The sequence below is a fragment of the Mycobacterium noviomagense genome, from assembly GCF_010731635.1.
Taxonomy (GTDB): domain Bacteria; phylum Actinomycetota; class Actinomycetes; order Mycobacteriales; family Mycobacteriaceae; genus Mycobacterium; species Mycobacterium noviomagense.
Map to the genome: position 1 here is coordinate 2,683,357 of NZ_AP022583.1, position 24,284 is coordinate 2,707,640.

Sequence of the window (24,284 nt, forward strand, 5' to 3'; positions counted from 1 at the left end):
GAAACGCCCGCTTTACTTACACCACTCCACGGGGCACGACCGGCGTGGACGGCGGTAGAAGTCGCGCGGACCTTGCGGCGACCGCGCGCGCTGGCGACGCTCGACGCTGCCCTGCATGTAGGGGCCTGTACCACAGGCGAATTGCATGCTGTGATACACGAGCAGAAAGGCCGTCGCGGCATCGTCAAAGTCCGCGAATTGATTGGGTACGCCGATGGCCGCGCCGAGTCGGCGATGGAAAGCGAGGCGCGACTGGTATTCATCGACGGCGGATTGCCGGTGCCACAGTTGCAGTACAGCATTGTGGACCACTACGGCCGACTCTGGCGTGTGGACTTCGCCTGGCCGGAAGCGATGGTTGTCGCCGAATACGACAGTGTGGAATGGCACGTGGGTCGCGACGCCTTGCTCCACGACCGGCTGAAAACCGCCCGACTCCAGGAATGCGGCTGGACCACCATTCCGATGACCGTCGATGACGTCCGCGGCGACCCGATCGGGCTTGTTGAGCGCATCAACGCCCAGTTGCTGAGGCCTCGCTTAGCTGGCTGAGCAGACGCAAAAGCCCCCATTCCGCCACCCGAATTAGGGGCTTTTGCGTCTCACTCGAAAATGAGGCGACCCCTTGCTGATGAGTCGCTGGCATTAGGTGTTAGGCGGCTTGGGTGGGTGGCTCGAGGGTGACTTTGTATCCCAGGCTCTCCAATTGCTTGATGGCTCGTGCCTTGGCTTTGCCGGGCTGGTGTCGGGTGTAGTAGTCGGGGCCGGGATCGCGGTAGAAGGCGCCGTTGGTCAGCATGTTCCAGGCGTCGGTGAGCATCTTGTGTTCGATGGAGACTAGGGCGATCTGGCCGGCGATCGACATACCGGCGGTTTTGTCTCTGCGCGATTGGGCGGCCCGGCGCCGGCCGGCGATGCGCCGGTAGCGGATGCTGTAGTAGGTGTCTTTGGTGCGAGCGGCCGACAGGGCTGCCACGCCGAGCGCGGCTTTAAGGTGACGGTTGCCCGGGCGGGTGGCGCCCGATTTGACCCGGCCTGCTGACTCGTCGCAGCCCGGCACCACCCGGCCCACGACGCCAGGTGCGCGGCGGTGGGAAATACGCTCATGTCCGCACCGGTTTCGGCGATGAACACATCGGCCACCAGCCGCGACCAGCCCGGGATGCTCATCAGCAACTCCCGGATGGGTCGAAAGGGAGCGATCGCCTCCTCGATGCGTGCATCCAGGCGGGCGATATCGGCGGTGTGGGCATCGATGCGATCCAAATACAACCGCACCATAAAGGCGTGATGCTCGGTGAACCGTCCGCGCAGCGCCTCGGTGAGCGCTGGGATCTTTTGACGCATCCGTTGTTTGGCCAGATCAGCGAGGACCACCGAATCGCGTTGGCCGGCGATCAGCGCTTCTAGCATTGCCCGCCCGGAGACTCCGACGATGTTGGAGGCCACCGCGGAGAGTTTGATTCCGGTGTCTTCGAGCAGCTTCTCCAGCCGCTGAATCTCTTTGGTGCGCGCCCGGGTGATGGTGGTGCGAGCCCGGGTCAGATCGCGTAACACCCGAATCGGCTCCGGCGGCACAAACGAGGCGCGCAGCAGCCCGTGGGCGCCCAGATCGGCCAGCCACGCCGCATCCGAGACATCGGTCTTGCGCCCGGGCACATTGCGCGCCGCCTTGGCATTGACCAGCATCACGTTCAGCTGGCCTTCGAGTAGGTAGTAAAACGGCTTCCAGTAATCGGAGGTGGATTCGATCACCACACAGGACACCCGCTCAGCGAGCAGATGCTCGCGTAACGCCAGGATCTCGCCGGTGGTCGACCCCCACGTACTGACCGTTGTCGACGTGCCACGCCGCCCTCGGCCCTGAACCCGAACGCAGACCTTCGCGTCTTTCTTCGACACATCAATGCCCGCGCACCGCGGATGGATCACCTCCATGGCCGATCACACCCTTTCCGTCCAGATATCTTGTGTTGGAGCGTGTTTCGGAGAGGGCGAAAACAAAACAGGAGTCTCACTCACGTGCTCACAGGCAACAATCCACCGCCCCCGCACAACCACCAGGGGGTGCCCTCCAGCCACCAAGCTGCTCGCCGTGCTCACCGGCAACACAGACGCAACGGGGTCACCGAAACACCCCTAAAGCGTCAACCCGCACCGGCCCGCGAAGCAACCACCCACCCAGCCGAACGGCCAGTGCTAATTTTCATCTTCCACCGCGGGGCGAAGCCCCCCTGGCAGCTGCTCGCGCTAAGTAGACTGGCCGACGTGCTCATTGGTTCGCACGTAAGCCCGAAGGACCCGCTCGCCGCCGCCGAAGCCGAAGGCGCCGACCTGGTGCAGATCTTCCTCGGCAATCCGCAGAGCTGGAAGAAGCCCAGACCGCGCGACGACGCTGACCGGCTGAAAGCGTCAAGCCTGCCGATCTATGTGCATGCGCCGTATCTGATCAACGTCGCCTCGGCCAACAACCGGATCCGGATCCCCTCGCGCAAGATCCTGCAGGACACCTGCGACGCCGCCGCCGACATCGCGGCCACGGCAGTGATCGTGCACGGCGGCCACGCCGACGACGACGACATCGCTGCCGGCTGCGAGCGGTGGCGCAAGACGATGGAGCGGCTGGAGACCGACGTCCCGGTCTATCTGGAAAACACCGCCGGCGGAGACCACGCGATGGCCCGCCATTTCGAAACCATCGCCCGCCTCTGGGACGACATCGGCGACACGGGTATCGGCTTCTGCCTGGACACCTGCCACGCCTGGGCGGCGGGTGAGGCGCTCATCGACGCCGTCGACCGCATCAAGTCCATTACCGGCCGCATCGATCTGGTGCACTGCAACGACTCCCGGGACGCGGCGGGCTCGGGCGCGGACCGGCATGCCAACATCGGCACCGGCAAGATCGATCCCGAACTGCTGGTGGCGGTGGTGAAAGCCGCTGGCGCGCCGGTCGTCTGCGAGACGGCCGATGAGGGCCGCAAAGACGACATCGCCTTTCTCCGCGACCACGTCTGCTAGGACGCCGTGGTCGCTCGGCTTGCGGCGCTGCTCGGTGTGCTTGTCGCGATGTCGGGGTGTTCGGTGTTCCCGACCAGACCGGCGACACCCGAGTTCCCGGACGGTACCAGCGTCCATACCGTCAGCGTCGGTGGGCTGAACCGGTCATATCGCGTCTACAAGCCAGGCGGGCTGCCCGCGTCCGCCCCGCTGGTCGTCATGCTGCACGGCGGTTTCGGCAGCACGGAACAGGCCGAAAAAGCTTACGGCTGGGACCAATTGGCCGATAGCGCGAAATTCGTGGTGGCCTACCCCGACGGAGTCGGCCACGCGTGGAACACCGGCGGCGGCTGCTGTGGCCGTCCCGCCCGTGAGGGTGTCGACGACGTCGGCTTCATTACCGCGGCCGTGGATGACGTGACCAAGAACGTCGGCATCGACGCTGCTCGCATCTATGCCACGGGCATCAGCAACGGCGGCATCATGGCCTACACGCTGGCCTGCAACACCGGCGTCTTCGCCGCGATCGGCCCCGACTCCGCCACCCAACTCGATGCCTGCCGCTCTCCACATCCGACATCGGTCATGCACATCCACGGCACCGCCGACACCCGCATCCGCTATACCGGCGGACAGGGCGACGGCGCCGCGCGCATCAACGGTCCGCCCGTCCCGGACGTCAGCGCGTTCTGGCGCAACGTCGACCGGTGCCCGGCGGCAGTCGTCGATACCCGCGGATCGCTGACCACGTCCACAGCCGATTGCCCCGACGGCCGCAGCGTCGTCCTCATCACCATCGACGGCGCGGGCCACCAATGGCCGGGCAGCGGGTTTACCGCCGTACAGCGCGCATTAGGCCTCGACCCGCCGTCGGATGCGCTCAACGCCACCGAGACGTTCTGGCAGTTTTTCGCTGCCCACCACCGGTAGCAGTATTACGTCTCTTGTGCGGTTGTCGGCAAAGTGTAACACTGAACGCATGCCAGACACCCATGTCGTCACCAACCAGGTTCCGCCGCTGGAGAACTACAATCCTGCGTCCTCCCCGGTGCTGGTCGAGGCGCTGATCCGCGAAGGCGGACAGTGGGGCCTCGACGAAGTCACCGAACTCGGCGCCGTTTCGGCCAGCCGTGAAGCGCAGCGCTGGGGCGAGCTTGCCGACCGCAACCGCCCGATCCTGCACACGCACGATCGCTACGGCCACCGTATCGACGAGGTGGAGTACGACCCCGCCTACCACGAGCTGATGCGTACGGCGATCCAGCACGGCTTGCATGCCGCACCGTGGGCCGACGACAGACCGGGCGCCCACGTCGTCCGCGCCGCCAAGACCGGCGTGTGGAATGTCGAACCCGGTCATATGTGCCCGATTTCGATGACTTATGCCGTCGTCCCGGCGCTGCGCAACAATCCCGAACTTGCCGCCGTCTACGAGCCGCTGCTGACCAGCCGTGAATACGACCCGGAGCTCACGGTGCCCACGACGAAAGCCGGTATCACCGCGGGCATGTCGATGACCGAAAAGCAGGGCGGCTCCGACGTGCGGGCCGGCACCACCCAGGCCATCCGCAACGCCGACGGCAGCTACAGCCTGACCGGTCACAAGTGGTTCACCTCGGCACCGATGTCCGACATCCTCCTGGTGCTCGCCCAGGCGCCGGGTGGCTTGTCATGTTTCCTGCTGCCCCGCGTGCTGCCCGACGGCACTCGCAACCGAATGTTGTTGCAGCGGCTCAAGGACAAGCTCGGTAATCACGCCAACGCCTCGAGCGAGGTCGAGTACGACGGTGCCACCGCGTGGCTGGTCGGCGAGGAGGGCCGCGGCGTGCCGACCATCATCGAGATGGTCAACCTGACCCGGCTGGACTGCACGCTGGCGAGCGCCACCAGCATGCGCACCGGCGTCACCCACGCCATCCACCACGCCCAGCACCGCAAGGCGTTCGGCGCCTACCTGATCGACCAGCCGCTGATGCGAAACGTCTTGGCTGACTTGGCTATCGAAGCCGAGGCCGCCACGATCGTGGCGATGCGGATGGCCGGCGCCACCGACAGCGCGGTGCGGGGCGACGAAACGGAAACGCTTCTGCGGCGAATCGGATTGGCGGCCAGCAAGTACTGGGTCTGCAAGCGGGCCACCCCGCATGCGGCCGAAGCGATGGAGTGCCTGGGCGGGAACGGCTATATCGAGGACTCCGGGATGCCGCGGCTGTACCGCGAGGCGCCGCTGATGGGCATCTGGGAGGGCTCCGGCAACGTCAGCGCCCTGGACACCTTGCGCGCCATGGCAACTCGGCCTGAATGCGTCGACGTGTTGTTCGCTGAGTTGGCCAAGACCGCCGGCCAAGACGGGCGGTTGGACGCCTACGTCGAGCAGCTCAAGCCGCAGTTCGGCGATTACGAGACCATCCACTACCGTGCCCGCAGCATCGCCGAACACATCAGCCTCGCGCTGCAGGGCTCGCTGCTGGTGCGCCACGGGCATCCAGCCGTCGCCGAGGCGTTCCTGGCCACCCGCCTCGACGGCCAGTGGGGCGGTGCGTTCGGAACCATGCCCACGGGTCTCGATCTTGCGCCGATCCTCGAGCGGGCGCTGGTCAAAGGATGACTCACTCAATCAGGCCGGTCGACTTCGACAACCTCAAGACGATGACCTACGAGGTCACCGATCGGGTTGCGCGGATTACCTTCAACCGGCCGGAGAAGGGCAACGCGATCATCGCCGATACGCCGCTGGAACTTTCGGCACTGGTCGAGCGGGCTGACCTGGACGCAGGTGTCCACGTCATCTTGGTGTCCGGTCGCGGTGAAGGGTTTTGCGCCGGTTTCGATCTGAGCGCCTACGCCGACCGGACGGCATCGGCAGGCGGTGGCAGCGCATACAAGGGCACGGTCCTCGACGGCAAGACGCAGGCGATCAACCATCTGCCGAACCAGCCGTGGGACCCGATGATCGACTATCAAATGATGAGCCGGTTCGTACGCGGGTTTTCCAGCCTGATGCACGCCGATAAGCCCACCGTGGTCAAGATCCACGGCTACTGCGTGGCGGGCGGCACCGACATTGCTCTGCACGCCGATCAGATCATCGCCGCCGCCGACGCCAAGATCGGCTACCCGCCGACCAGGGTGTGGGGCGTTCCTGCCGCCGGCATGTGGGCGCACCGGCTCGGCGACCAGCGCGCCAAACGCCTTCTGCTGACCGGGGATTGCATCACCGGCAAGCAGGCCGCGGAATGGGGCTTGGCAGTCGAGGCGCCCGAACCCGACGAGCTCGACGAGCGCACCGAGCGGCTGGTAGAGCGAATCGCCGCGGTGCCGGTCAACCAGCTGGTCATGGTCAAGCTCGCGCTGAATTCGGCGCTGCTGCAACAGGGTGTGGCGACCAGCAGAATGGTCAGCACCGTCTTCGACGGCGTCGCGCGGCATACACCCGAAGGCCATGCGTTTGTCGCCGACGCCGTCGAGCACGGCTTCCGCGAGGCGGTGCGTCACCGTGACGAGCCGTTCGGCGATTACGGCCGTCAAGCTTCCGGGGTGTAGCCGATGCTGGAAGGGTTGGCTCGCATGACGGCCCGCTCAGTGGTGCTGTCCGTTTTGTTGGGTGCCCATCCCGCCTGGGCTACTGCAGCCGAATTAATCAGGCTCACCAGCGATTTCGGTATCAAGGACACCACGCTGCGGGTCGCGCTGACCCGGATGGTCAGCGCCGGCGACCTCGTCCGGTCCGCTGACGGCTACCGGCTCTCCGATCGGCTGCTGGCCCGGCAGCGGCGCCAGGACGAGGCCATCAGCCCGCGGGTGCGCCAGTGGCGCGGGTACTGGACCACCGTCGTCGTCACCAGCGTGGGAAACGATGCACGCACCCGTGCCGCATTGCGTACAACATTGCAAGACAAGCGCTTCGGCGAGCTACGCGAAGGGGTATGGATGCGCCCCGACAACCTCGACCTAGAGCTGGAGTCGAAGGTCCGGGCGCGAGTGAGGATCCTGAAGGCTCGCGACGACGCACCCGCTGAGCTCGCCGAGCTTCTGTGGGACTTGAGCGGCTGGACACGAACTGGGCACCGCCTACTCGACGAGATGTCCGCCGCCTCAGATATTCCCGGGCGGTTCGTAGTGGCCGCGGCCATTGTGCGGCACCTGCTGACCGATCCGGTGTTGCCGAACGAGCTGCTGCCCGACGATTGGCCCGGCGCCCGGCTCCGCGCCGCCTACAACGACTTCGCCGCCGAGCTGCTGAGGCGGCGCGACCAAACCCAACTTGCGGAGGCGAGATGAGCGACCAGGTACGCGTAGAGCACACCGGCCCGGTGACCACGGTGATCTTGAACCGCCCGCAGGCCCGCAATGCCGTCAACGGCCCGACGGCTGCTGCGTTGTTCGCAGCGTTCGAGCAGTTCGACCGCGACGACGACGCTTCGGTGGCGGTGTTGTGGGGAGAGGGCGGAACGTTCTGCGCCGGCGCCGATTTGAAGGCGTTCGGTACTCCCGAGGCTAACGCGGTGCACCGCACCGGCCCCGGGCCGATGGGGCCGACCCGGATGGTGTTGTCCAAGCCGGTGATCGCCGCGGTCAGCGGTTACGCGGTCGCCGGAGGTCTGGAACTCGCGCTGTGGTGCGACCTGCGGGTGGCCGAAGAAGACGCCGTGTTCGGGGTGTTCTGCCGACGCTGGGGTGTCCCCCTGATCGACGGCGGCACCGTCCGCCTGCCGCGGCTGATCGGGCACAGTCGCGCGATGGACATGATCCTGACCGGCCGCGGCGTCAAGGCCGACGAAGCGTTGGCGATCGGGCTGGCCAATCGCGTTGTGCCCAAAGGGCAATCACGTCAGGCCGCCGAAGAACTGGCCGCCGAGCTGGCCGCGTTGCCGCAACAGTGCATGCGCTCGGATCGGCTGTCGGCATTGCATCAGTGGGGCCTGCCGGAGCCCGAGGCGCTCGATTTCGAGTTCGCCAGCATTTCCCGGGTCTCCGCTGAGGCCATGGAAGGCGCGGGACGCTTCGCCGCCGGCGCCGGTCGTCACGGAACCCCGGCCGTCTAGCCTTTGTTGATCGTGTTGCCCGAGCCGAGGTTTTCCACCTTCGGGTCACCGTTGTGGTAGGTAACGGTGTTGTTGAGGCCCACGACGCTGAGCAGCTTGTCGACCTTGTCGAAGGTGATCTTGTTGTCGGCGCCGCCGATGCTCACCGATGAGCAGGTGCCCTTGATGGTCAGCGTGTTGTTGGAGCCGCCGACGTTGAGCGATTTACCGTCCCCACAGTCGAGGTCGGCGGTGGTCCCGAACGATCCGTAATTGAGCGTGTTGCCCACTTGAAACTGGGCGGTGGAACTTCCCGCGCTGCTGGTTGTGGTTGACGGGTTCGCGGTGTTGTTCTTCTGACTGCATCCGGCAATCCCGGCGGCCGGAAGCACGATCGACAATGCCGAAACAAGCGCCGCCGCTGCCAATCTAGGGACGGTGCGCATTCTTCCTCGATTCGTCGGCTGATCAATGGGTGTTGGTCGATGTAGTGGCGCTCAAGCCGGCACCTTGCCGATGCGGTTGGGCATCCCCAGTTCGCGGCCGCGGTCCCAGATAACCGGCTCGCCGTTGTGGTAATACACCGTTTCGTCCCAGCCGTAGACCGTGATGTCGTTGACGACCGTGTCGGCGACGACGGTGTTACCCGAGCCCATCATCGTCAAGGCCCAGCACGTTCCCAACGCGTTGACGGTATTGGAGGTGCCGTCGACCAAAAGCGTCGAATCATTGCAATCCACGGTCTGATTGACGCCCTGCCCGGTGATGTGCGTGTCCCCGTTCTTGGCATGGGCGGCCGGTGCACCGACGGCCAGCGCGGCCGGGATGGCGACGGGGCAGACAGCCAGCGTGCTGCTGACGGTTCTCCAGTTCACCGCGAGCCCCTCTCGCCATAGCATCTGCTCTGACCGCCTGAGCCTACGTTCCTCCCGTAAGGCGATGGGTGACTTCGTCCATTTGGCGCAAGCTGCCGTAGCGCCCCTAAATGACTCCTCGCGCCGCTACCCGGCGCTCGTCGTCGTCGACTGGATCTGACTGGTCCGACTCCTCCTCGCGCCGCTACCCGGCGCTCGTCGTCGTCGACTGGATCTGACTGGTCCGACTCCTCCTCGCGCCGCTACCCGGCGCTCGTCGTCGTCGGACTAGAGTTCTTTGCTGACCTCGCATCCCATCGAAGGGCTGACCCGACCCGAAGGGCGATCACCATGGCAGCTCAGCCGGAACACCCCCCATCAGCGGGCGCTCGCCCGCGTTCGGCGGGCAGGACTCCGGCGCGCCAGGCCAAGCTGAGCCGCGAGATCATCGTCAACGCCGCGCTGACTTTCCTCGACCGCGAAGGCTGGGACGCGCTGACCATCAACGCGTTGGCGACCCAACTCGGAACCAAGGGCCCGTCGCTCTACAACCACGTCGACAGCCTGGAGGACTTGCGCCGCACGGTGCGCATGCGGGTCATCGACGACATCATCACGATGCTGAACCGGGTGGGCGAGGGCCGGGCCCGCGACGACGCGGTGCTGGTAATGGCCGGCGCCTACCGCAGCTATGCCCATCACCACCCGGGCCGCTACGCGGCATTCACCCGCATGCCGCTGGGCGGCGACGACCCCGAGTACACCGCCGCAACCAAGGCCGCGGCGGCGCCGGTGATCGAGGTGTTGTCGTCCTACGGTCTCGACGGTGAAGAGGCGTTTTACGCGGCGCTGGAGTTCTGGTCGGCGTTGCACGGGTTCGTGCTGCTGGAAATGACGGGCGTCATGGACGACATCGACACCGACGTGGTGTTCTCCGATATGGTGTTGCGGCTGGCGGCCGGCCTGGAGCGGCGCAGCGGACTGACCGGAAGTGACCTGGAAACCGGGCGTTCTTCGTCACTTTGACCTGCCCGTCCAGCGGCGGGTATTGTGGTTGCTCGTGCCTGGCGGCTCAAGGCGCTGGTAAGGCGCGCACGCCGGGCCAATTCGCATGTCCACGACGCAACGGATGAAATTCCGGGGCAAGCGCATGCGACACTCCCGGCCGCGGGGGACCGCAACGGGGCATAACTGCAGTACACAGACTTGAATCGAGAGCGCAACACAGGAAGCCGGTAGATGCCAACCATTCAGCAGCTGGTCCGCAAGGGTCGTCGCGACAAGATCGCCAAGGTCAAGACCGCGGCCCTGAAAGGCAGCCCGCAGCGCCGTGGCGTGTGCACCCGCGTGTACACCACCACCCCGAAGAAGCCGAATTCGGCACTTCGGAAGGTGGCGCGCGTCAAGCTGACCAGCCAGGTTGAGGTCACCGCCTACATCCCCGGTGAGGGCCACAACTTGCAGGAGCACTCGATGGTCCTGGTGCGTGGCGGCCGGGTGAAGGACCTGCCCGGTGTGCGGTACAAGATCATCCGCGGCTCGCTCGACACCCAGGGCGTCAAGAACCGCAAGCAGGCTCGCAGCCGCTACGGCGCCAAGAAGGAGAAGAGCTGATGCCGCGCAAGGGGCCCGCGCCCAAGCGTCCGCTGGTCAACGACCCAGTCTACGGATCGCAGTTGGTCACCCAGCTGGTGAACAAAGTTCTTCTGAAGGGGAAGAAATCGCTCGCCGAACGCATTGTTTACGGTGCGCTCGAACATGCCCGTGAGAAGACCGGCACCGACCCGGTCATCACTCTCAAGCGTGCTCTCGACAATGTCCGGCCAGCGCTGGAGGTTCGCAGCCGGCGCGTCGGCGGTGCCACCTACCAGGTGCCCGTCGAGGTGCGCCCGGATCGGTCCACCACGCTGGCACTGCGCTGGCTGGTCAACTTCTCCCGGCAACGTCGTGAAAAGACCATGATCGAGCGCCTGGCAAACGAGATTTTGGATGCCAGCAATGGCCTCGGGGCCTCAGTCAAGCGGCGTGAGGACACCCACAAGATGGCCGAGGCAAACCGCGCCTTCGCGCATTATCGCTGGTGAGAGGCACCGGCAGCGAGGCCGGTGACGACAACAACAGCGAACGACGAACTAGAAGCAACGACAAAGAGTGGGAAGACTTCTGTGGCACAGAAGGACGTGCTGACCGACCTGAGCAAGGTCCGCAACTTCGGCATCATGGCGCACATCGATGCCGGCAAGACGACGACGACCGAGCGCATCCTCTACTACACCGGTATCAACTACAAGATCGGTGAGGTGCACGACGGCGCCGCCACCATGGACTGGATGGAGCAAGAGCAGGAGCGGGGGATCACGATCACCTCCGCCGCCACCACCACGTTCTGGAAGGGCAACCAGCTCAACATCATCGACACCCCAGGCCACGTCGACTTCACCGTCGAGGTGGAGCGCAACTTGCGCGTGCTCGACGGTGCCGTCGCCGTCTTCGACGGCAAGGAAGGCGTCGAGCCGCAGTCCGAGCAGGTGTGGCGGCAGGCCGACAAATACAACGTTCCGCGGATCTGCTTCGTCAACAAGATGGACAAGATCGGCGCCGACTTCTACTTCTCCGTCAAGACGATGGAGGAGCGGCTCGGCGCCAACGCGGTACCGATCCAGCTGCCGATCGGCTCCGAGAGTGAGTTCGAAGGCGTCGTCGACCTGGTCGAGATGAACGCCAAGGTGTGGAGCGGCGAAACGAAGCTCGGCGAGAAGTACGACGTCGTCGACATCCCGGCCGAACTGGCCGAGAGCGCCGAGGAGTACCGCACCAAGCTGCTGGAGATCGTCGCCGAGACCGACGAGGAGCTGCTGGAGAAGTACGTCGGTGGCGAGGAGATCACCGTCGACGAGATCAAAGCCGCGATCCGCAAGCTGACGATCGCCAGCGAGATCTACCCGGTGCTGTGCGGCAGCGCGTTCAAGAACAAGGGTGTGCAGCCGATGCTGGACGCGGTGGTCGACTACCTGCCGTCCCCGCTGGACGTGCCGCCGGCGACCGGGCACGCGCCCGGCCACGAGGACGTGGAGGTCGTCCGCCACGCGAGCACCGACGAACCGTTCTCCGCGCTGGCGTTCAAGATCGCCACGCATCCGTTCTTCGGCAAGCTGACCTACATCCGGGTCTACTCCGGAACGGTGGATTCTGGCAGCCAGGTCATCAACGCCACCAAGGGTAAGAAGGAGCGCCTGGGCAAGCTGTTCCAGATGCACTCCAACAAGGAGAACCCGGTCGACCGGGCCAGTGCCGGCCACATCTACGCGGTGATCGGCCTCAAAGACACCACCACCGGTGACACCCTGTCCGACCCCAACGACCAGGTCGTGCTGGAGTCGATGACCTTCCCCGACCCGGTGATCGAGGTGGCCATCGAGCCCAAGACCAAGAGCGACCAGGAGAAGCTCTCGGCGTCGATCCAGAAGCTCGCCGAGGAAGACCCGACCTTCAAGGTGCACCTCGACCAAGAGACCGGCCAGACCGTGATCGGCGGGATGGGTGAGCTGCACCTGGACATCCTGGTCGACCGCATGCGCCGCGAATTCAAGGTCGAGGCCAACGTTGGCAAGCCGCAGGTGGCGTACAAGGAGACCATCCGCCGCAAGGTGGAGCATGTCGAGTACGTCCACAAGAAGCAGACCGGCGGCTCGGGCCAGTACGCGAAGGTCATCATCACCGTCGAGCCGTTCAAGGGCGAAGACGGCGCGACCTACGAGTTCCAGAACAAGGTCACCGGTGGGCGCATCCCACGCGAGTACATCCCGTCGGTGGACGCCGGCGCCCAGGACGCCATGCAGTACGGTGTGCTGGCCGGCTATCCGCTGGTGAACCTCAAGGTGACGCTCGAAGACGGCGCCTACCACGAGGTCGACTCCTCGGAAATGGCGTTCAAGATCGCCGGCGCGCAGGCGCTGAAGAAAGCAGCCGCAGCGGCTCAGCCGGTGATCCTCGAGCCGATCATGGCCGTCGAAGTCCTCACCCCGGAGGACTACATGGGCGACGTGATCGGTGACCTGAACTCCCGCCGTGGTCAGATCCAGGCCATGGAGGAGCGGGCAGGCACACGCGTCGTCAAGGCGCACGTGCCGCTGTCGGAGATGTTCGGCTATGTCGGCGACCTGCGGTCGAAGACTCAAGGCCGAGCGAACTACTCCATGGTGTTCGATTCCTACGCCGAAGTGCCGGCGCAGGTGTCGAAGGAGATCATCGCGAAGGCGACGGGCCAGTAAACCAGTAAGCTCCCCGTCGTTACCGCGGCACAACTGAACACATCAACACTGCTTTTACAAGCACCAACAAGTCCAGGAGGACACAAAAGTGGCGAAGGCGAAGTTCGAGCGGACGAAGCCGCACGTCAACATCGGGACCATCGGTCACGTTGACCACGGCAAGACCACGCTGACCGCGGCTATCACCAAGGTTCTGCACGACAAGTATCCCGACGTGAACGAGACGAAGGCGTTCGACCAGATCGACAACGCGCCTGAGGAGCGTCAGCGCGGTATCACCATCAACATCGCGCATGTGGAGTACCAGACCGAAAAACGGCACTACGCCCACGTCGACGCCCCGGGCCACGCCGACTACATCAAGAACATGATCACGGGTGCCGCCCAGATGGACGGCGCGATCCTGGTGGTCGCCGCCACCGACGGCCCGATGCCCCAGACTCGTGAGCACGTGCTGCTTGCCCGTCAGGTCGGCGTGCCCTACATCCTGGTCGCGCTGAACAAGGCCGACGCCGTTGACGACGAGGAGCTGCTCGAGCTCGTCGAGATGGAGGTCCGCGAACTGCTGGCCGCCCAGGAGTTCGACGAGGACGCTCCGGTCATCCGCGTATCGGCGCTGAAGGCGCTCGAGGGCGACCCGAAGTGGGTGGAGAGCATCGTCGAGCTGATGAACGCGGTTGACGAGTCGATTCCGGACCCGGTCCGCGACACCGACAAGCCGTTCCTGATGCCGGTCGAGGACGTGTTCACCATCACCGGCCGTGGCACGGTGGTCACCGGTCGTGTCGAGCGCGGCGTGATCAACGTCAACGAGGAAGTCGAGATCGTCGGCATCCGCCCGACCACCACGAAGACCACCGTCACCGGTGTGGAGATGTTCCGCAAGCTGCTCGACCAGGGTCAGGCCGGTGACAACGTCGGTCTGCTGCTGCGTGGTGTGAAGCGTGAGGACGTCGAGCGTGGCCAGGTGGTCACCAAGCCCGGTACCACGACGCCGCACACCGAATTCGAGGGCCAGGTCTACGTGCTGTCGAAGGACGAGGGCGGCCGGCACACTCCGTTCTTCAATAACTACCGTCCGCAGTTCTACTTCCGCACCACCGACGTGACCGGTGTGGTGACGTTGCCGGAGGGCACCGAGATGGTGATGCCCGGTGACAACACCACGATCAAGGTCAAGCTGATCCAGCCCGTCGCCATGGACGAAGGTCTGCGCTTCGCTATCCGCGAGGGCGGCCGCACCGTCGGCGCCGGCCGGGTGACCAAGATCATCAAGTAGTTCTCTGCCCCAGCAGACGCAAAAGCCCCCGAAATCTCGGATTTTCGGGGGCTTTTGCGTCTGCTCGGCAAGCTAGCCATGTGGTGGCGGTACCTGAAATGTCAGCTCATGGTCCTGCTGTGCGGCGGGCTGGTCGGACCGATCTTTTTGCTCACGTACTTCGCACTGGGCCAGATGGACCTGATGAAGTGGATGTTCTACGCCGGTCTGCTGATCACCGCTGCCGATGTGCTGATCGCGCTCGTGCTCACCAACTACGGCGCCAAATCGGCCGCCAAAACCGCCGCGCTCGAACAAAGCGGAGTGCTGGCGCTCGCTCAAATTACGGGCATCACCGAGACCGGGACGCGTATCAACGAGCAACCGCTGGTCAAACTGGATCTACACATTGCTGGAGCCGGCTTCGAGCCTTTCGACAGTCAAGACCGGGTGATCGCCAGCGTCAGCCGGCTCGGCAACATCACCTCCCGAAAGTTGGTGGTGCTCGTCGACCCGGCCACCCGGGAATACCGGATTGATTGGGAGCGAAGCGCTTTGGTCAACGGTCTGGTGCCGGCACAGTTGACCTTGGCCGAGGACAACACGACGTACGACTTGAGCGGGCAGGCCGGACCGCTGATGGAGATACTGCAGATCCTCAAGGCCAACAACGTTCCGTTGAACCGGATGGTCGACATTCGGTCCAATCCCATTCTGCGCCAACAGATTCAAACGGTGGTTCGGCGCGCGGCGGCCCAGCAGGCGCAAACGGCGACGGCTGCAACGGGGCCGCCCGCAGCCGCGACCGCGCCGGGCGGCATGCCACCGGAACAGACCATCGCCCAGCGGCTGCAGGAATTGGAATCGCTGCATGCCGCAGGAGCGGTGACCGACCAGGAATACGCCAGCAAGCGGGCCGCGATCATCGCCGTGATCTAACTGGCCCGCGGCTAGAACACGTTTCAGTTTCGCTGCTAGCCTGATCCCGGACCGACGAAAGGACGGGCGATGGCTGGCGTAGGCGGCACGCTGCAGGGACGAGTGGCATTTATCACCGGTGCGGCTCGCGGCCAGGGACGCGCGCACGCGGTGCGGCTGGCCCGCGGCTGGCCCGCGAAGGCGCCGACATCATCGCGTCGGACATCTGCGCACCGGTTTCCGAAACCATCACCTACCCGGCGGCCACCCCGGAGGACCTCGCGCAGACCGTGCGCGCCGTCGAAGCCGAGGGGCGCAAAGTGCTGGCGCGCGAGGTCGACATCCGCGACGACGAGGCACTGCGGCAACTGGTGGACGACGGCGTTGAGCAGTTCGGCCGACTCGACATCCTGGTGGCCAACGCCGGCGTCCTCAGCTGGGGCCGAGTCTGGGAACTCACCGACGAACAATGGGACACCGTCATCGGGGTCAACCTGTCCGGCACCTGGCGCACCCTGCGCGCGGTAGTGCCCGCGATGATCGAGGCCGGCAACGGCGGCTCCATCGTGGTGGTCAGCTCAGCGTCGGGCGTCAAGGCCACGCCGGGCAACGGTCATTATTCAGCTGCCAAATACGGACTCGTCGGGCTGACCAACACGCTGGCGCTCGAGCTCGGTGAGTTCGGCATCCGCGTCAACTCCATCCATCCGTATTCGGTCGACACGCCCATGATCGAGACCGACGCGCTGATCCAGTTGCTGGCCAAGCATCCCAACTACCGACACAGCTTCCCGCCGATGCCGTTGCAGCCCAAGGGATTTATGACTCCCGAGGAGATAGCGGACGTCGTAGTCTGGTTGGCCGGCGACGGGTCGGGCACGCTGTCGGGCGCCCAGATTCCCGTCGACAAAGGCGTGCTGAAGTACTGACGGCGTCCGCCAATATCGCGGGCTGGCCAACGGTCCCGCGCCGCAATCGTGTATGAACTGCACGTGACCACTAGCGCAGGCGGACGTGGAGCCGGAAAAGGAATAGTGATCGTCGGCGGCGGCCTTGCTGCGGCCCGCACCTCCGAGCAACTGCGCCGGGCCAACTACACCGGTCCGATCACCATCGTCAGCGACGAAGTTCATCTGCCCTACGATCGCCCCCCGCTGTCCAAGGAAGTGCTGCGCAGCGAAGTCGACGACGTGACTCTTAAGCCGCGCGAGTTCTACGACGAGCACGGCATCACGCTGCGGCTCGGTTCGGCCGCCACCGGCCTGGACACCGCAGAACAGACGGTCACCCTCGAGGACGGGACCGTGCTGGGTTACGACGCGCTCGTCATCGCGACCGGCCTGGTGCCGCGGCGCATCCCATCATTTCCCGACCTCGAGGGCATCCGGGTGCTGCGGTTCTATGACGAAAGCATCGCCCTGCGCAGGCACGCAACCGAAGCGCGTCACGCCGTGGTAGTCGGTGCCGGCTTCATCGGCTGCGAGGTAGCTGCCAGCCTGCGCGGGCTTGGCGTTGACGTTGTGCTGGTCGAGCCGCAGCCGGCCCCACTGGCAGGGGTGCTCGGCACGCAGATCGGGGAACTCGTGGCGCGGCTGCACCGCGCCGAGGGTGTCGACGTGCGCACCGAAGTCGCGGTGGCCGAAGTTCGCGGTCAAGGCCATGTCAACTCCGTCGTACTTACCGACGGCGCCGAAGTGACAGCCGATTTGGTCGTGGTGGGCATCGGGTCGCGGCCTGCCACCGAGTGGCTGAACGGCAGCGGAATCAAAGTCGACAACGGCGTCATCTGCGACGAGGCCGGACGCACCAGCGCACCCAACGTATGGGCGCTGGGCGACGTCGCATCCTGGCGCAACCCGATGGGACACCAAGTGCGCGTGGAACATTGGAGCAACGTCGCCGAACAAGCCAGGGTCGTGGTGCCCGCCATGCTCGGTCAACAGGCGCCGTCGCACGTGGTCGTCCCCTACTTCTGGAGCGACCAGTACGACGTCAAGATCCAATGCCTCGGCGAGCCGCAGGCCACTGACATCGTGCACCTGGTCGAAGACGACGGCCGCAAATTCCTGGCCTACTACGAACGCGACGGCATCGTGGCCGGAGTCGTCGGCGGCGGCATGCCCGGCAAGGTCATGAAGACACGCGCCAAAATCGCTGTGGCCGCGCCGATCTCAGAAGTGCTGGGTTAAAACTTCTTCGACGTTATTCCCAGATCACCGGCGGGCCGTGCGGCGCGCAGTCGGCCAGCACCCGGTCGTCGCCGCCCGGCCAGCTGCGGACCCGCAGCAAGAAGGCATGCGGAGTATCGGGGGTGCGGCGCTGCGGCTCCAGCATGAGATGCGCGAACGGAGAGCGGACCGTCGCGCAGGCAGCGACCGCATCGATACCGGCACGGACCGCGTTTTGCTCATCAGCGGAGAGGTATTGCCAGGTAATCGAATGCCACAGCACGGTCAGCGCGCCGTCGGCCACGGCGAGCTCGGCGACTGCGTCCGCCGCGGTGCTGCGCTGAAGCCTGGCAGGAACCTTGCGGGCCAGGCTGATCGCGCCACGCAACCGGTCCATGCGGACGGTCATGTCGGGCCAGACGTAGCTCAGCAACGCCAGTTCGCCCTCGGGGCTAGTGGCGTCGATAGGCGCGATGTCATAGCCATGCCGTTCGGTTATCGGCACTGCACCGGCAGGCGGCAGTTTGCCGCGCCAGGCGTCGTCGATGATCACCGGCGAGTCGGTCGGGCCCCACTGACCGCCGGGGTAGCGGTAGCGGTAGTGATCGGCGCGTAGGTTCAACCCGGCACTGGATCCGATTTCGAAAAGCCTTACCGGCAGCGGGAATTGGCGTCTCAGGATCAGCAGGCCGCCAATGAGTGCAGCCGACCTGCCCACCTCGTTGGTTTGCGGCGGTTGATCAAGGGCAGCCCGCAGCGGGCTGATGTGCTCGGCGGCCGTAGTGGTGATATCCGGCCACGCCGCGTCGGCGTCCCAGCTGCCGCCGGTGCTCGGGTACCAGCGGCGCACCGCCGGTGCGCGGCCGTCGAGCACCAGCCGGTGCAGGCCGCCGAGCAGTCGAAGAGGGACCGCCAGTCGACCCGGGTCGTTTTCGTGGCCCGACAACACGGCCGCGAAGACACCGCCAGCCTGGACATCGGCGGCCACGCGGTCGAGCAGGTCCCCGTACATCGGGGAGCCCAGCGCCGCGCATGTCCGACCCTGCGAACGCAGGGTGGCCAGCAGGTGCTCAATGTCGCTCACCGGTCCGGCTGGTCCAGGCCGGAGCCGACGACATCGAACGCGTCGCCAAGCGCCTGTGGCAACGAGACCGACTCGTCGTCCAGCCAGTGCTCGTAGGCGCTCAACGCGACGCCGAGCATCATCCAGGCGACGGTCTGGGGCAGCAAGTCGGTGGTCTTGGTGTTCGACCGGCGGGCCACGAACGCGGCGATGACCTCGCGCCATCCGGCATACATCGTCATCGAGTAGGCCTGTAATTCGGCAGTTTGCAAGATGACCCGCATCCGCTGCCGGTGCCGGAGGGTCTCCGACTCGTCAAAGGTGTTGAACGCCAACAACGCTGCCCGTAACGCCTCGCCCAGCGGCACTTCGGGTTCGACCTGGTCGAGCAGTTCGCGCAACTGCTGCAGATGGCCGTCGAAGTCCCCCCAGGGGATCGCGTTCTTGGAGGCGTAATAGCGAAAAACCGTGCGACGGGCGATCCCGGCGGCCTGGGCGACGTCGTCGACGCTGACGTTCTCGAAACCACGGGCGGCGAACAGCCGCAGCGCGACGTCGGAGATGTGGTGCGGTGTCGTGGAGCGGCGCCGGCCCACCCGGGACTCAGGCACCATAGACCCCGCCCTTCCATTTCGGCACTCGATGCCATATTCTGACCAAGATTGTGACCAGCTCGACCCCGACTTGTCGAGTCTTTAAGGAAGGCGGCTTCATGGAACACGAGATCGACACCGACACCGAGCTCGTCACCGAGACCCTGGTAGAAGAGGTGTCCATCGACGGCATGTGCGGGGTCTACTGACCGTGCCCGCCCCCGCGCCGGCCCGTGCGGGGTTCGATCCCGATCTGGGCTGGCGACTGCATCCGCAGGTAGCGGTTCGACCCGAGCCATTCGGCGCGCTGCTGTATCACTTCGGTACCCGCAAGCTGTCGTTTCTGAAGAACCACACCATGCTCGCGGTGGTGCAGTCGCTGGGTGACCACCCCGACGTCCGATCCGCCTGCCGCGCAGCCGGACTCGACGACACTGAGCTTGCCCCTTACCTGCACGCGCTGGGCGTGCTCGCCACCTCCAACATGCTGGTCGCGCGGGAGACCCGATGACCACGGCTGTTCCGCGGCTCGTCGAGCAGTTCGAACGCGGACTCGACGCGCCGATCTGCCTGACCTGGGAGCTGACCTATGCCTGCAACCTGGCGTGCGTGCATTGCCTGTCGTCGTCGGGCAAACGTGATCCACGGGAGCTTTCCACGCAGCAATGCAAGGACATCATCGACGAGCTGGAACGCATGCAGGTGTTCTACGTCAACATCGGCGGCGGGGAACCTACTGTACGGCCGGACTTTTGGGAATTGGTGGACTACGCGACCGCACATCATGTCGGAGTGAAGTTCTCCACCAACGGCGTACGGATCACCCCCGAAGTAGCCGCGCGGTTGGCCGCCAGCGACTACGTCGATGTCCAGGTTTCGCTCGACGGCGCGACCGCTGAAGTCAACGACGCCATCCGCGGGCCCGGCTCGTACGCCATGGCGGTGCGGGCTTTGGAAAACCTTGCTGCGGCCGGCTTTTCCGACGCCAAGCTCTCCGTCGTGGTGACCCGCCACAACGTCGACCAGCTCGACGACTTCGCCGCGCTGGCCAGCCGGTACGGCGCCACGCTGCGAATTACCCGGCTGCGCCCGTCCGGTCGGGGGGCGGATGTCTGGGACGAGCTGCACCCAACCGCCGACCAGCAGATTCAGCTCTACGGCTGGTTGGTCGCCAAGGGCAAACGGGTGCTGACCGGCGACTCGTTCTTTCATCTGTCCGGGCTGGGCGCTCCCGGTGCGCTCGCCGGCCTCAACATGTGCGGGGCCGGACGGGTGGTGTGCTTGATCGACCCGGTCGGCGACGTGTACGCTTGCCCGTTCGCCATCCATGAGCGCTTCCTTGCCGGAAACATCTTGTCCGACAGCGGGTTTGACAATATCTGGAGGAACGCTCCGCTTTTTCGTGAGCTGCGCGACCCGCAGTCTGCCGGCGCGTGCGGCAGCTGCGGCCACTACGACAGCTGCCGGGGTGGCTGCATGGCGGCCAAGTTCTTCACCGGTCTGCCGATCGATGGACCGGATCCGGAATGCGTGCAGGGCTACGGCGTGGCCGCGCTGGCCGGCGACCGCGTCAAGCCGCGCCCTGCCGGCGACCACTCGCATCGAGGCTCCCGACCGGTGCCGCTGACATTGACCACTCGCCCGCCGAAACGCCTCTGCAACGAGAGCCCGGTCTAGTCATGGCCCGCGATCTTTGGTTTGAGACGGTTGCCATCGCGCAGCAGCGCGCCAAGCGCCGGCTGCCCAAATCGGTCTACTCATCGCTGGTCGCCGCCAGTGAAAAGGGTGTGACCGTCTCCGACAACGTCGAGGCGTTCAGCGAGCTTGGTTTCGCGCCCCACGTCGTCGGTGCTGCGGGCAAGCGCGATCTTTCCACAACGGTTATGGGGCAACATATTTCGTTGCCCGTGATCATCTCTCCCACCGGTGTGCAAGCGGTGCACCCGGACGGTGAGATCGCCGTAGCGAGAGCGGCCGCGGCGCGCGGCACCGCGATGGGGTTGTCCTCGTTTGCGAGCAAACCGATCGAGGAAGTCATCGCGGCATGCGACAAATTGTTCTTCCAGGTGTACTGGCTCGGTGGCCGCGACGCGATCGCCGAGCGGGTGGAACGGGCACGTCAAGCCGGCGCAGTGGGCTTGATCGTCACCACCGACTGGACGTTCTCGCACGGACGCGACTGGGGTAGCCCGAAGATTCCCGAAGAGATGAACATGCGCACCATGCTGCGGTTGTCGCCGGAAGCGATCACTCGGCCGGGCTGGCTGTGGAAGTACGCCAAGACCATGCGTCCACCGAACTTGCGGGTCCCCAACCAGGCCAAGCCCGGCGAGCCCGGTCCACCGTTCTTTGCCGCCTACGGGGAATGGATGGCGACTCCACCACCCACCTGGGCGGACATCGCCTGGCTGAGAGAACTGTGGGGCGGCCCGTTCATGCTGAAAGGCGTCATCCGGGTCGACGACGCTAAAATAGCCGCGGACATTGGGGTTTCGGCGATCTCGGTGTCGAACCATGGCGGCAACAACCTGGACGGTACGCCGGCCACCATTCGGGCGCTCCCCGCCATCGCCGACGCAGTAGGCGACCAGATCGAGGTCTTGCTGGACGGCGGTATCCGGCGCGGCAGCGATGTGGTCAAGGCGCTGGCGCTGGGTGCCCGTGCGGTGATGATCGGCCGCGCCTACCTGTGGGGCCTGGCCGCGGCCGGCCAGCCGGGCGTGGAGAACGTGCTCGACATCCTTCGGGCTGGAATCGACTGCGCGTTGATGGGCCTCGGTCACGCCTCGGTGCACGACATTGGCCCAGATGACGTCGTGGTCCCCCCGGGTTTTTCCCGTCCGCTCGGCGTCCCCGCCACCGGGGACGGCTAGGCCTCCAGATCGGTCGCGGGGGAATTCTGATGCGGACGGGGCGGCCGTGGCTGAGGTGACGGCAAAAAATCCGTCCGGAGAAACAACAACCGATGCACGCCAGGTGAATTCGTCCTACCATCGGCAAGTGGCTGTCCTCGCCGAACTCGGGTGCTTGACCTCGAGCCAGCTACACACCATGCTGCCAGCAGTCCTTATCCCCGTGGGGTCCACCGAACAGCACGGCCCCCACCTCCCGCTGGACACCGACACCCGCATCGCGACCGCGGTCGCTCGCGATGCCGCCGCGCGCCTCGCTGCACAGCTGCCAGACGCGGCGCACTGGCTGGTGGCGCCGGCCATCGCGTACGGCGACTCCGGCGAGCACCAGAGCTTTGCCGGAACCATCTCCATCGGTACCCAGGCGCTGACCACGTTGCTGGTGGAGTACGGCAGGTCAGCCACCTGCTGGGCCCAGCGTCTTGTCTTCGTCAACGGCCACGGTGGCAACGTGACCGCTTTACGTCAGGCAGTTACCCGGCTGCGGAGCGAAGGGCGCAACGTCGGGTGGTGCCCGTGCGCCGCCAATGATGCCGACGCACATGCAGGCCACACCGAAACGTCTGTGCTGCTGCATCTTTCGCCAGCCGATGTGCGGACCGACCGGTTGCGCGCCGGTAACGGTGCACCGTTGCCAGAGCTGTTGCCGTCGATGCGCCGCGGCGGGGTCGCAGCCGTCAGCGAAGCTGGGGTATTGGGCGACCCGACAACCGCGACCGCCGCGGAGGGCGAGCGGATCCTTGCTGAAATGGTCGACGGCTGTGTGCGCCGGATCGTGCATTGGGCTCCGGGCGCCGACGGGATGCTGACATGACCCAGAGCCGGCTGCCAGACGGGTTCGCTGTACAAGTCGACCGCCGCGTCCGGGTACTCGGCGAGGGCTCGGCCCTCCTCGGCGGATCCCCGACGCGGCTGCTGCGATTGGCCCCGGCCGCCCGAGACATGCTCGACGGTGGCCGACTGAAGGTCCATGACGCGGTCAGCGCCGAGCTGGCCCGGACCCTGCTGGACGCGACCGTGGCTCATCCCCGTCCGGCGGGCGGGCCGTCACACCGCGACGTGACAGTTGTGATCCCGGTGCGCGACAACGCTTCTGGCCTACGACGGCTTGTGACGTCACTGCGTGGCCTGCACATCAGCATCGTTGACGACGGCTCGGCCGTGCCCGTCGAGCAAGACGACTTTGCCGGGACGGGCGCGGATGTCGAGGTACTGCGTCATGCTCAGAGCAGAGGACCGGCCGCCGCCCGCAACACCGGGCTAGCCGCTTGCTCGACCGACTTCGTCGCTTTTCTGGATTCCGACGTGGTACCGCGCCGCGGCTGGCTGGAGGCCCTGCTCGGCCATTTCTGCGACCCTACCGTCGCGCTCGTAGCGCCGCGGATCGTCGGTCTGCCGCAAAGCGACCATCTGCTCGCACGCTACGAAGCGGTGCGTTCGTCCCTGGACCTGGGTCAGCGGGAAGCGCCGGTGATCCCGTACGGGCCGGTGTCGTATGTCCCGAGCGCAGCAATCATCGGCCGGACCAAAGCGCTCCGAGAGGTCGGCGGGTTCGACGAGACTCTACGGGCGGGCGAGGATGTCGACTTGTGCTGGCGCCTGGTCGAATCCGGCGCCCGGCTGCGCTATGAGCCGATCGCGCTGGTTGCGCACGACCACCGCACGCAGCTGCGGGATTGGCTTGCCCGCAAAGCCTTTTACGGCAGCTCTGCGGCTCCGCTATCGGCTCGCCACCCAGACAAAACAGCGCCGCTGGTGATCTCCGGTTCGGCGCTCGCGATGTGGATCCTGCTGGCGATCGGTTCGACGATCGGGTACGTGGCGTCGCTGGCCGTCGCTGCCCTCACCGGCCGACGCATAGCCAAGAAGATGCACGGCGCCGAAACGCAAATCTGGGACGTCGTGGCCGTCGCGGCACGCGGGTTGTGGTCAGCCGCGCTGCAATTGGCGTCGGCCGTTTGCCGGCACTACTGGCCTATCGCGCTGGCCGCTGCCATCGTGTCCCGGCACTGTCGACGGGCGGTGATCATCGCGGCGATCATCGACGGGGTCGTGGACTGGGCCAATCACAAGATCGACAGCGACGGCGACATCAAACCGGTAGGGCTGCTGCCCTACCTAGTGCTGAAGCGACTCGACGATCTGGCCTACGGCCTCGGTGTGTGGGGCGGGGTGGTGCGGGAGCGCAACCTCGGCCCGCTCAAGCCGCAGATCCGGACCTGA

23 protein-coding genes and 3 pseudogenes are annotated in these 24,284 nt (G+C 65.7%); 21 read left to right on the forward strand and 5 right to left on the reverse strand.

Annotated features, from left to right (window positions below):
* Positions 1-39: 39 nt before the first annotated feature.
* Positions 40-552: pseudogene (locus tag G6N15_RS12420) on the forward strand (hypothetical protein); the annotation flags it as partial.
* 100 nt (positions 553-652) lie between these two features.
* On the opposite strand, the pseudogene G6N15_RS12425 reads toward G6N15_RS12420, so the two are convergent.
* Positions 653-1,938, reverse strand: a pseudogene (locus tag G6N15_RS12425) (IS110 family RNA-guided transposase).
* Positions 1,939-2,268: 330 nt separating this feature from the next.
* Between G6N15_RS12425 and G6N15_RS12430 the strand changes: the two are divergent.
* From G6N15_RS12430 to G6N15_RS12455, 6 genes are read left to right on the forward strand one after another with little or no spacing between them, the layout of a single operon-like run.
* Positions 2,269-3,021 carry a deoxyribonuclease IV gene (locus G6N15_RS12430; protein ID WP_083089173.1) on the forward strand — a complete coding sequence of 251 codons (753 nt, stop codon included), beginning with the start codon at positions 2,269-2,271 and terminating at the stop codon, positions 3,019-3,021.
* A gap of 6 nt (positions 3,022-3,027) precedes the next feature.
* Positions 3,028-3,930: an extracellular catalytic domain type 1 short-chain-length polyhydroxyalkanoate depolymerase gene (locus G6N15_RS12435; RefSeq protein ID WP_083089172.1), complete on the forward strand. Its 903-nt coding sequence runs from the start codon at positions 3,028-3,030 to the stop codon at positions 3,928-3,930.
* 49 nt (positions 3,931-3,979) lie between these two features.
* Positions 3,980-5,608: an acyl-CoA dehydrogenase family protein gene (locus G6N15_RS12440; protein WP_083089171.1), complete on the forward strand. Its 1,629-nt coding sequence runs from the start codon at positions 3,980-3,982 to the stop codon at positions 5,606-5,608.
* Entirely contained in the window at positions 5,605-6,543 is a 939-nt protein-coding gene (locus G6N15_RS12445) for a crotonase/enoyl-CoA hydratase family protein (RefSeq protein WP_083089170.1), read from the forward strand. The genes G6N15_RS12440 and G6N15_RS12445 overlap by 4 nt, the downstream gene beginning before the upstream one ends.
* A gap of 15 nt (positions 6,544-6,558) precedes the next feature.
* A complete protein-coding gene (locus G6N15_RS12450; protein WP_139797960.1) occupies positions 6,559-7,281 on the forward strand; it encodes a PaaX family transcriptional regulator C-terminal domain-containing protein in 723 nt (240 codons plus the stop codon).
* Positions 7,278-8,045, forward strand: a complete 768-nt coding sequence (locus G6N15_RS12455; RefSeq protein ID WP_083089169.1) for a crotonase/enoyl-CoA hydratase family protein — start codon at positions 7,278-7,280, stop codon at positions 8,043-8,045. The genes G6N15_RS12450 and G6N15_RS12455 overlap by 4 nt, the downstream gene beginning before the upstream one ends.
* On the opposite strand, the gene G6N15_RS12460 is transcribed toward G6N15_RS12455, so the two are convergent.
* Positions 8,042-8,470 (reverse strand): DUF3060 domain-containing protein, encoded by a 429-nt coding sequence (locus tag G6N15_RS12460; RefSeq protein ID WP_083089168.1) that lies wholly within the window; start codon positions 8,468-8,470, stop codon positions 8,042-8,044. The genes G6N15_RS12455 and G6N15_RS12460 overlap by 4 nt on opposite strands.
* Before the next feature lie 51 nt (positions 8,471-8,521).
* A complete protein-coding gene (locus tag G6N15_RS12465; RefSeq protein ID WP_139797957.1) occupies positions 8,522-8,899 on the reverse strand; it encodes a DUF3060 domain-containing protein in 378 nt (125 codons plus the stop codon).
* A gap of 330 nt (positions 8,900-9,229) precedes the next feature.
* On the opposite strand from G6N15_RS12465, the gene G6N15_RS12470 reads away from it, so the two are divergent.
* The 8 genes and pseudogenes from G6N15_RS12470 to G6N15_RS12505 all read left to right on the forward strand — a co-directional run bounded on the left by G6N15_RS12470 (position 9,230) and on the right by G6N15_RS12505 (position 17,514).
* Complete coding sequence (locus tag G6N15_RS12470; RefSeq protein WP_083089166.1) at positions 9,230-9,904, forward strand: TetR/AcrR family transcriptional regulator; 675 nt, start codon at positions 9,230-9,232, stop codon at positions 9,902-9,904.
* 213 nt (positions 9,905-10,117) lie between these two features.
* Positions 10,118-10,492 carry a 30S ribosomal protein S12 gene (gene rpsL / locus G6N15_RS12475; protein WP_007167812.1) on the forward strand — a complete coding sequence of 125 codons (375 nt, stop codon included), beginning with the start codon at positions 10,118-10,120 and terminating at the stop codon, positions 10,490-10,492.
* Positions 10,492-10,962 carry a 30S ribosomal protein S7 gene (rpsG, locus tag G6N15_RS12480; protein ID WP_083089165.1) on the forward strand — a complete coding sequence of 157 codons (471 nt, stop codon included), beginning with the start codon at positions 10,492-10,494 and terminating at the stop codon, positions 10,960-10,962. The genes rpsL and rpsG overlap by 1 nt, the downstream gene beginning before the upstream one ends.
* 81 nt (positions 10,963-11,043) lie before the next feature.
* Positions 11,044-13,149, forward strand: a complete 2,106-nt coding sequence (gene fusA / locus G6N15_RS12485; RefSeq protein WP_083089164.1) for an elongation factor G — start codon at positions 11,044-11,046, stop codon at positions 13,147-13,149.
* Positions 13,150-13,237: 88 nt separating this feature from the next.
* A complete protein-coding gene (gene tuf / locus G6N15_RS12490) occupies positions 13,238-14,428 on the forward strand; it encodes an elongation factor Tu (RefSeq protein WP_083089163.1) in 1,191 nt (396 codons plus the stop codon).
* 78 nt (positions 14,429-14,506) lie between these two features.
* A complete protein-coding gene (locus tag G6N15_RS12495) occupies positions 14,507-15,346 on the forward strand; it encodes an SHOCT domain-containing protein (RefSeq protein WP_083089162.1) in 840 nt (279 codons plus the stop codon).
* A gap of 69 nt (positions 15,347-15,415) precedes the next feature.
* Positions 15,416-16,254 (forward strand): annotated as a pseudogene (locus tag G6N15_RS12500) (mycofactocin-coupled SDR family oxidoreductase).
* 48 nt (positions 16,255-16,302) lie between these two features.
* Positions 16,303-17,514, forward strand: a complete 1,212-nt coding sequence (locus tag G6N15_RS12505; RefSeq protein WP_163748057.1) for an NAD(P)/FAD-dependent oxidoreductase — start codon at positions 16,303-16,305, stop codon at positions 17,512-17,514.
* A 13-nt stretch (positions 17,515-17,527) separates the two neighbouring features.
* On the opposite strand, the gene G6N15_RS12510 is transcribed toward G6N15_RS12505, so the two are convergent.
* Positions 17,528-18,577, reverse strand: a complete 1,050-nt coding sequence (locus G6N15_RS12510; RefSeq protein ID WP_083089160.1) for a DUF2332 domain-containing protein — start codon at positions 18,575-18,577, stop codon at positions 17,528-17,530.
* On the reverse strand, positions 18,574-19,170 hold the full coding sequence (mftR, locus tag G6N15_RS12515; RefSeq protein ID WP_139797956.1) for a mycofactocin system transcriptional regulator: 597 nt from the start codon (positions 19,168-19,170) through the stop codon (positions 18,574-18,576). The genes G6N15_RS12510 and mftR overlap by 4 nt, the downstream gene beginning before the upstream one ends.
* 98 nt (positions 19,171-19,268) lie before the next feature.
* Between mftR and mftA the strand changes: the two genes are divergently transcribed.
* From mftA to mftF, 6 genes are all read left to right on the forward strand, one after another.
* Complete coding sequence (mftA, locus tag G6N15_RS12520; RefSeq protein WP_083089159.1) at positions 19,269-19,358, forward strand: mycofactocin precursor MftA; 90 nt, start codon at positions 19,269-19,271, stop codon at positions 19,356-19,358.
* Positions 19,343-19,660: a mycofactocin biosynthesis chaperone MftB gene (gene mftB / locus G6N15_RS12525; RefSeq protein ID WP_197910665.1), complete on the forward strand. Its 318-nt coding sequence runs from the start codon at positions 19,343-19,345 to the stop codon at positions 19,658-19,660. Before mftA ends, mftB begins: the two co-directional genes overlap by 16 nt.
* Complete coding sequence (gene mftC, locus G6N15_RS12530) at positions 19,657-20,826, forward strand: mycofactocin radical SAM maturase (protein WP_083089157.1); 1,170 nt, start codon at positions 19,657-19,659, stop codon at positions 20,824-20,826. Before mftB ends, mftC begins: the two co-directional genes overlap by 4 nt.
* 2 nt (positions 20,827-20,828) lie before the next feature.
* Positions 20,829-22,022: a pre-mycofactocin synthase MftD gene (gene mftD / locus G6N15_RS12535; RefSeq protein WP_083089156.1), complete on the forward strand. Its 1,194-nt coding sequence runs from the start codon at positions 20,829-20,831 to the stop codon at positions 22,020-22,022.
* Positions 22,023-22,125: 103 nt separating this feature from the next.
* A complete protein-coding gene (mftE, locus tag G6N15_RS12540; protein ID WP_083089177.1) occupies positions 22,126-22,875 on the forward strand; it encodes a mycofactocin biosynthesis peptidyl-dipeptidase MftE in 750 nt (249 codons plus the stop codon).
* Positions 22,872-24,284 carry a mycofactocin biosynthesis glycosyltransferase MftF gene (gene mftF / locus G6N15_RS12545; RefSeq protein ID WP_083089155.1) on the forward strand — a complete coding sequence of 471 codons (1,413 nt, stop codon included), beginning with the start codon at positions 22,872-22,874 and terminating at the stop codon, positions 24,282-24,284. Before mftE ends, mftF begins: the two co-directional genes overlap by 4 nt.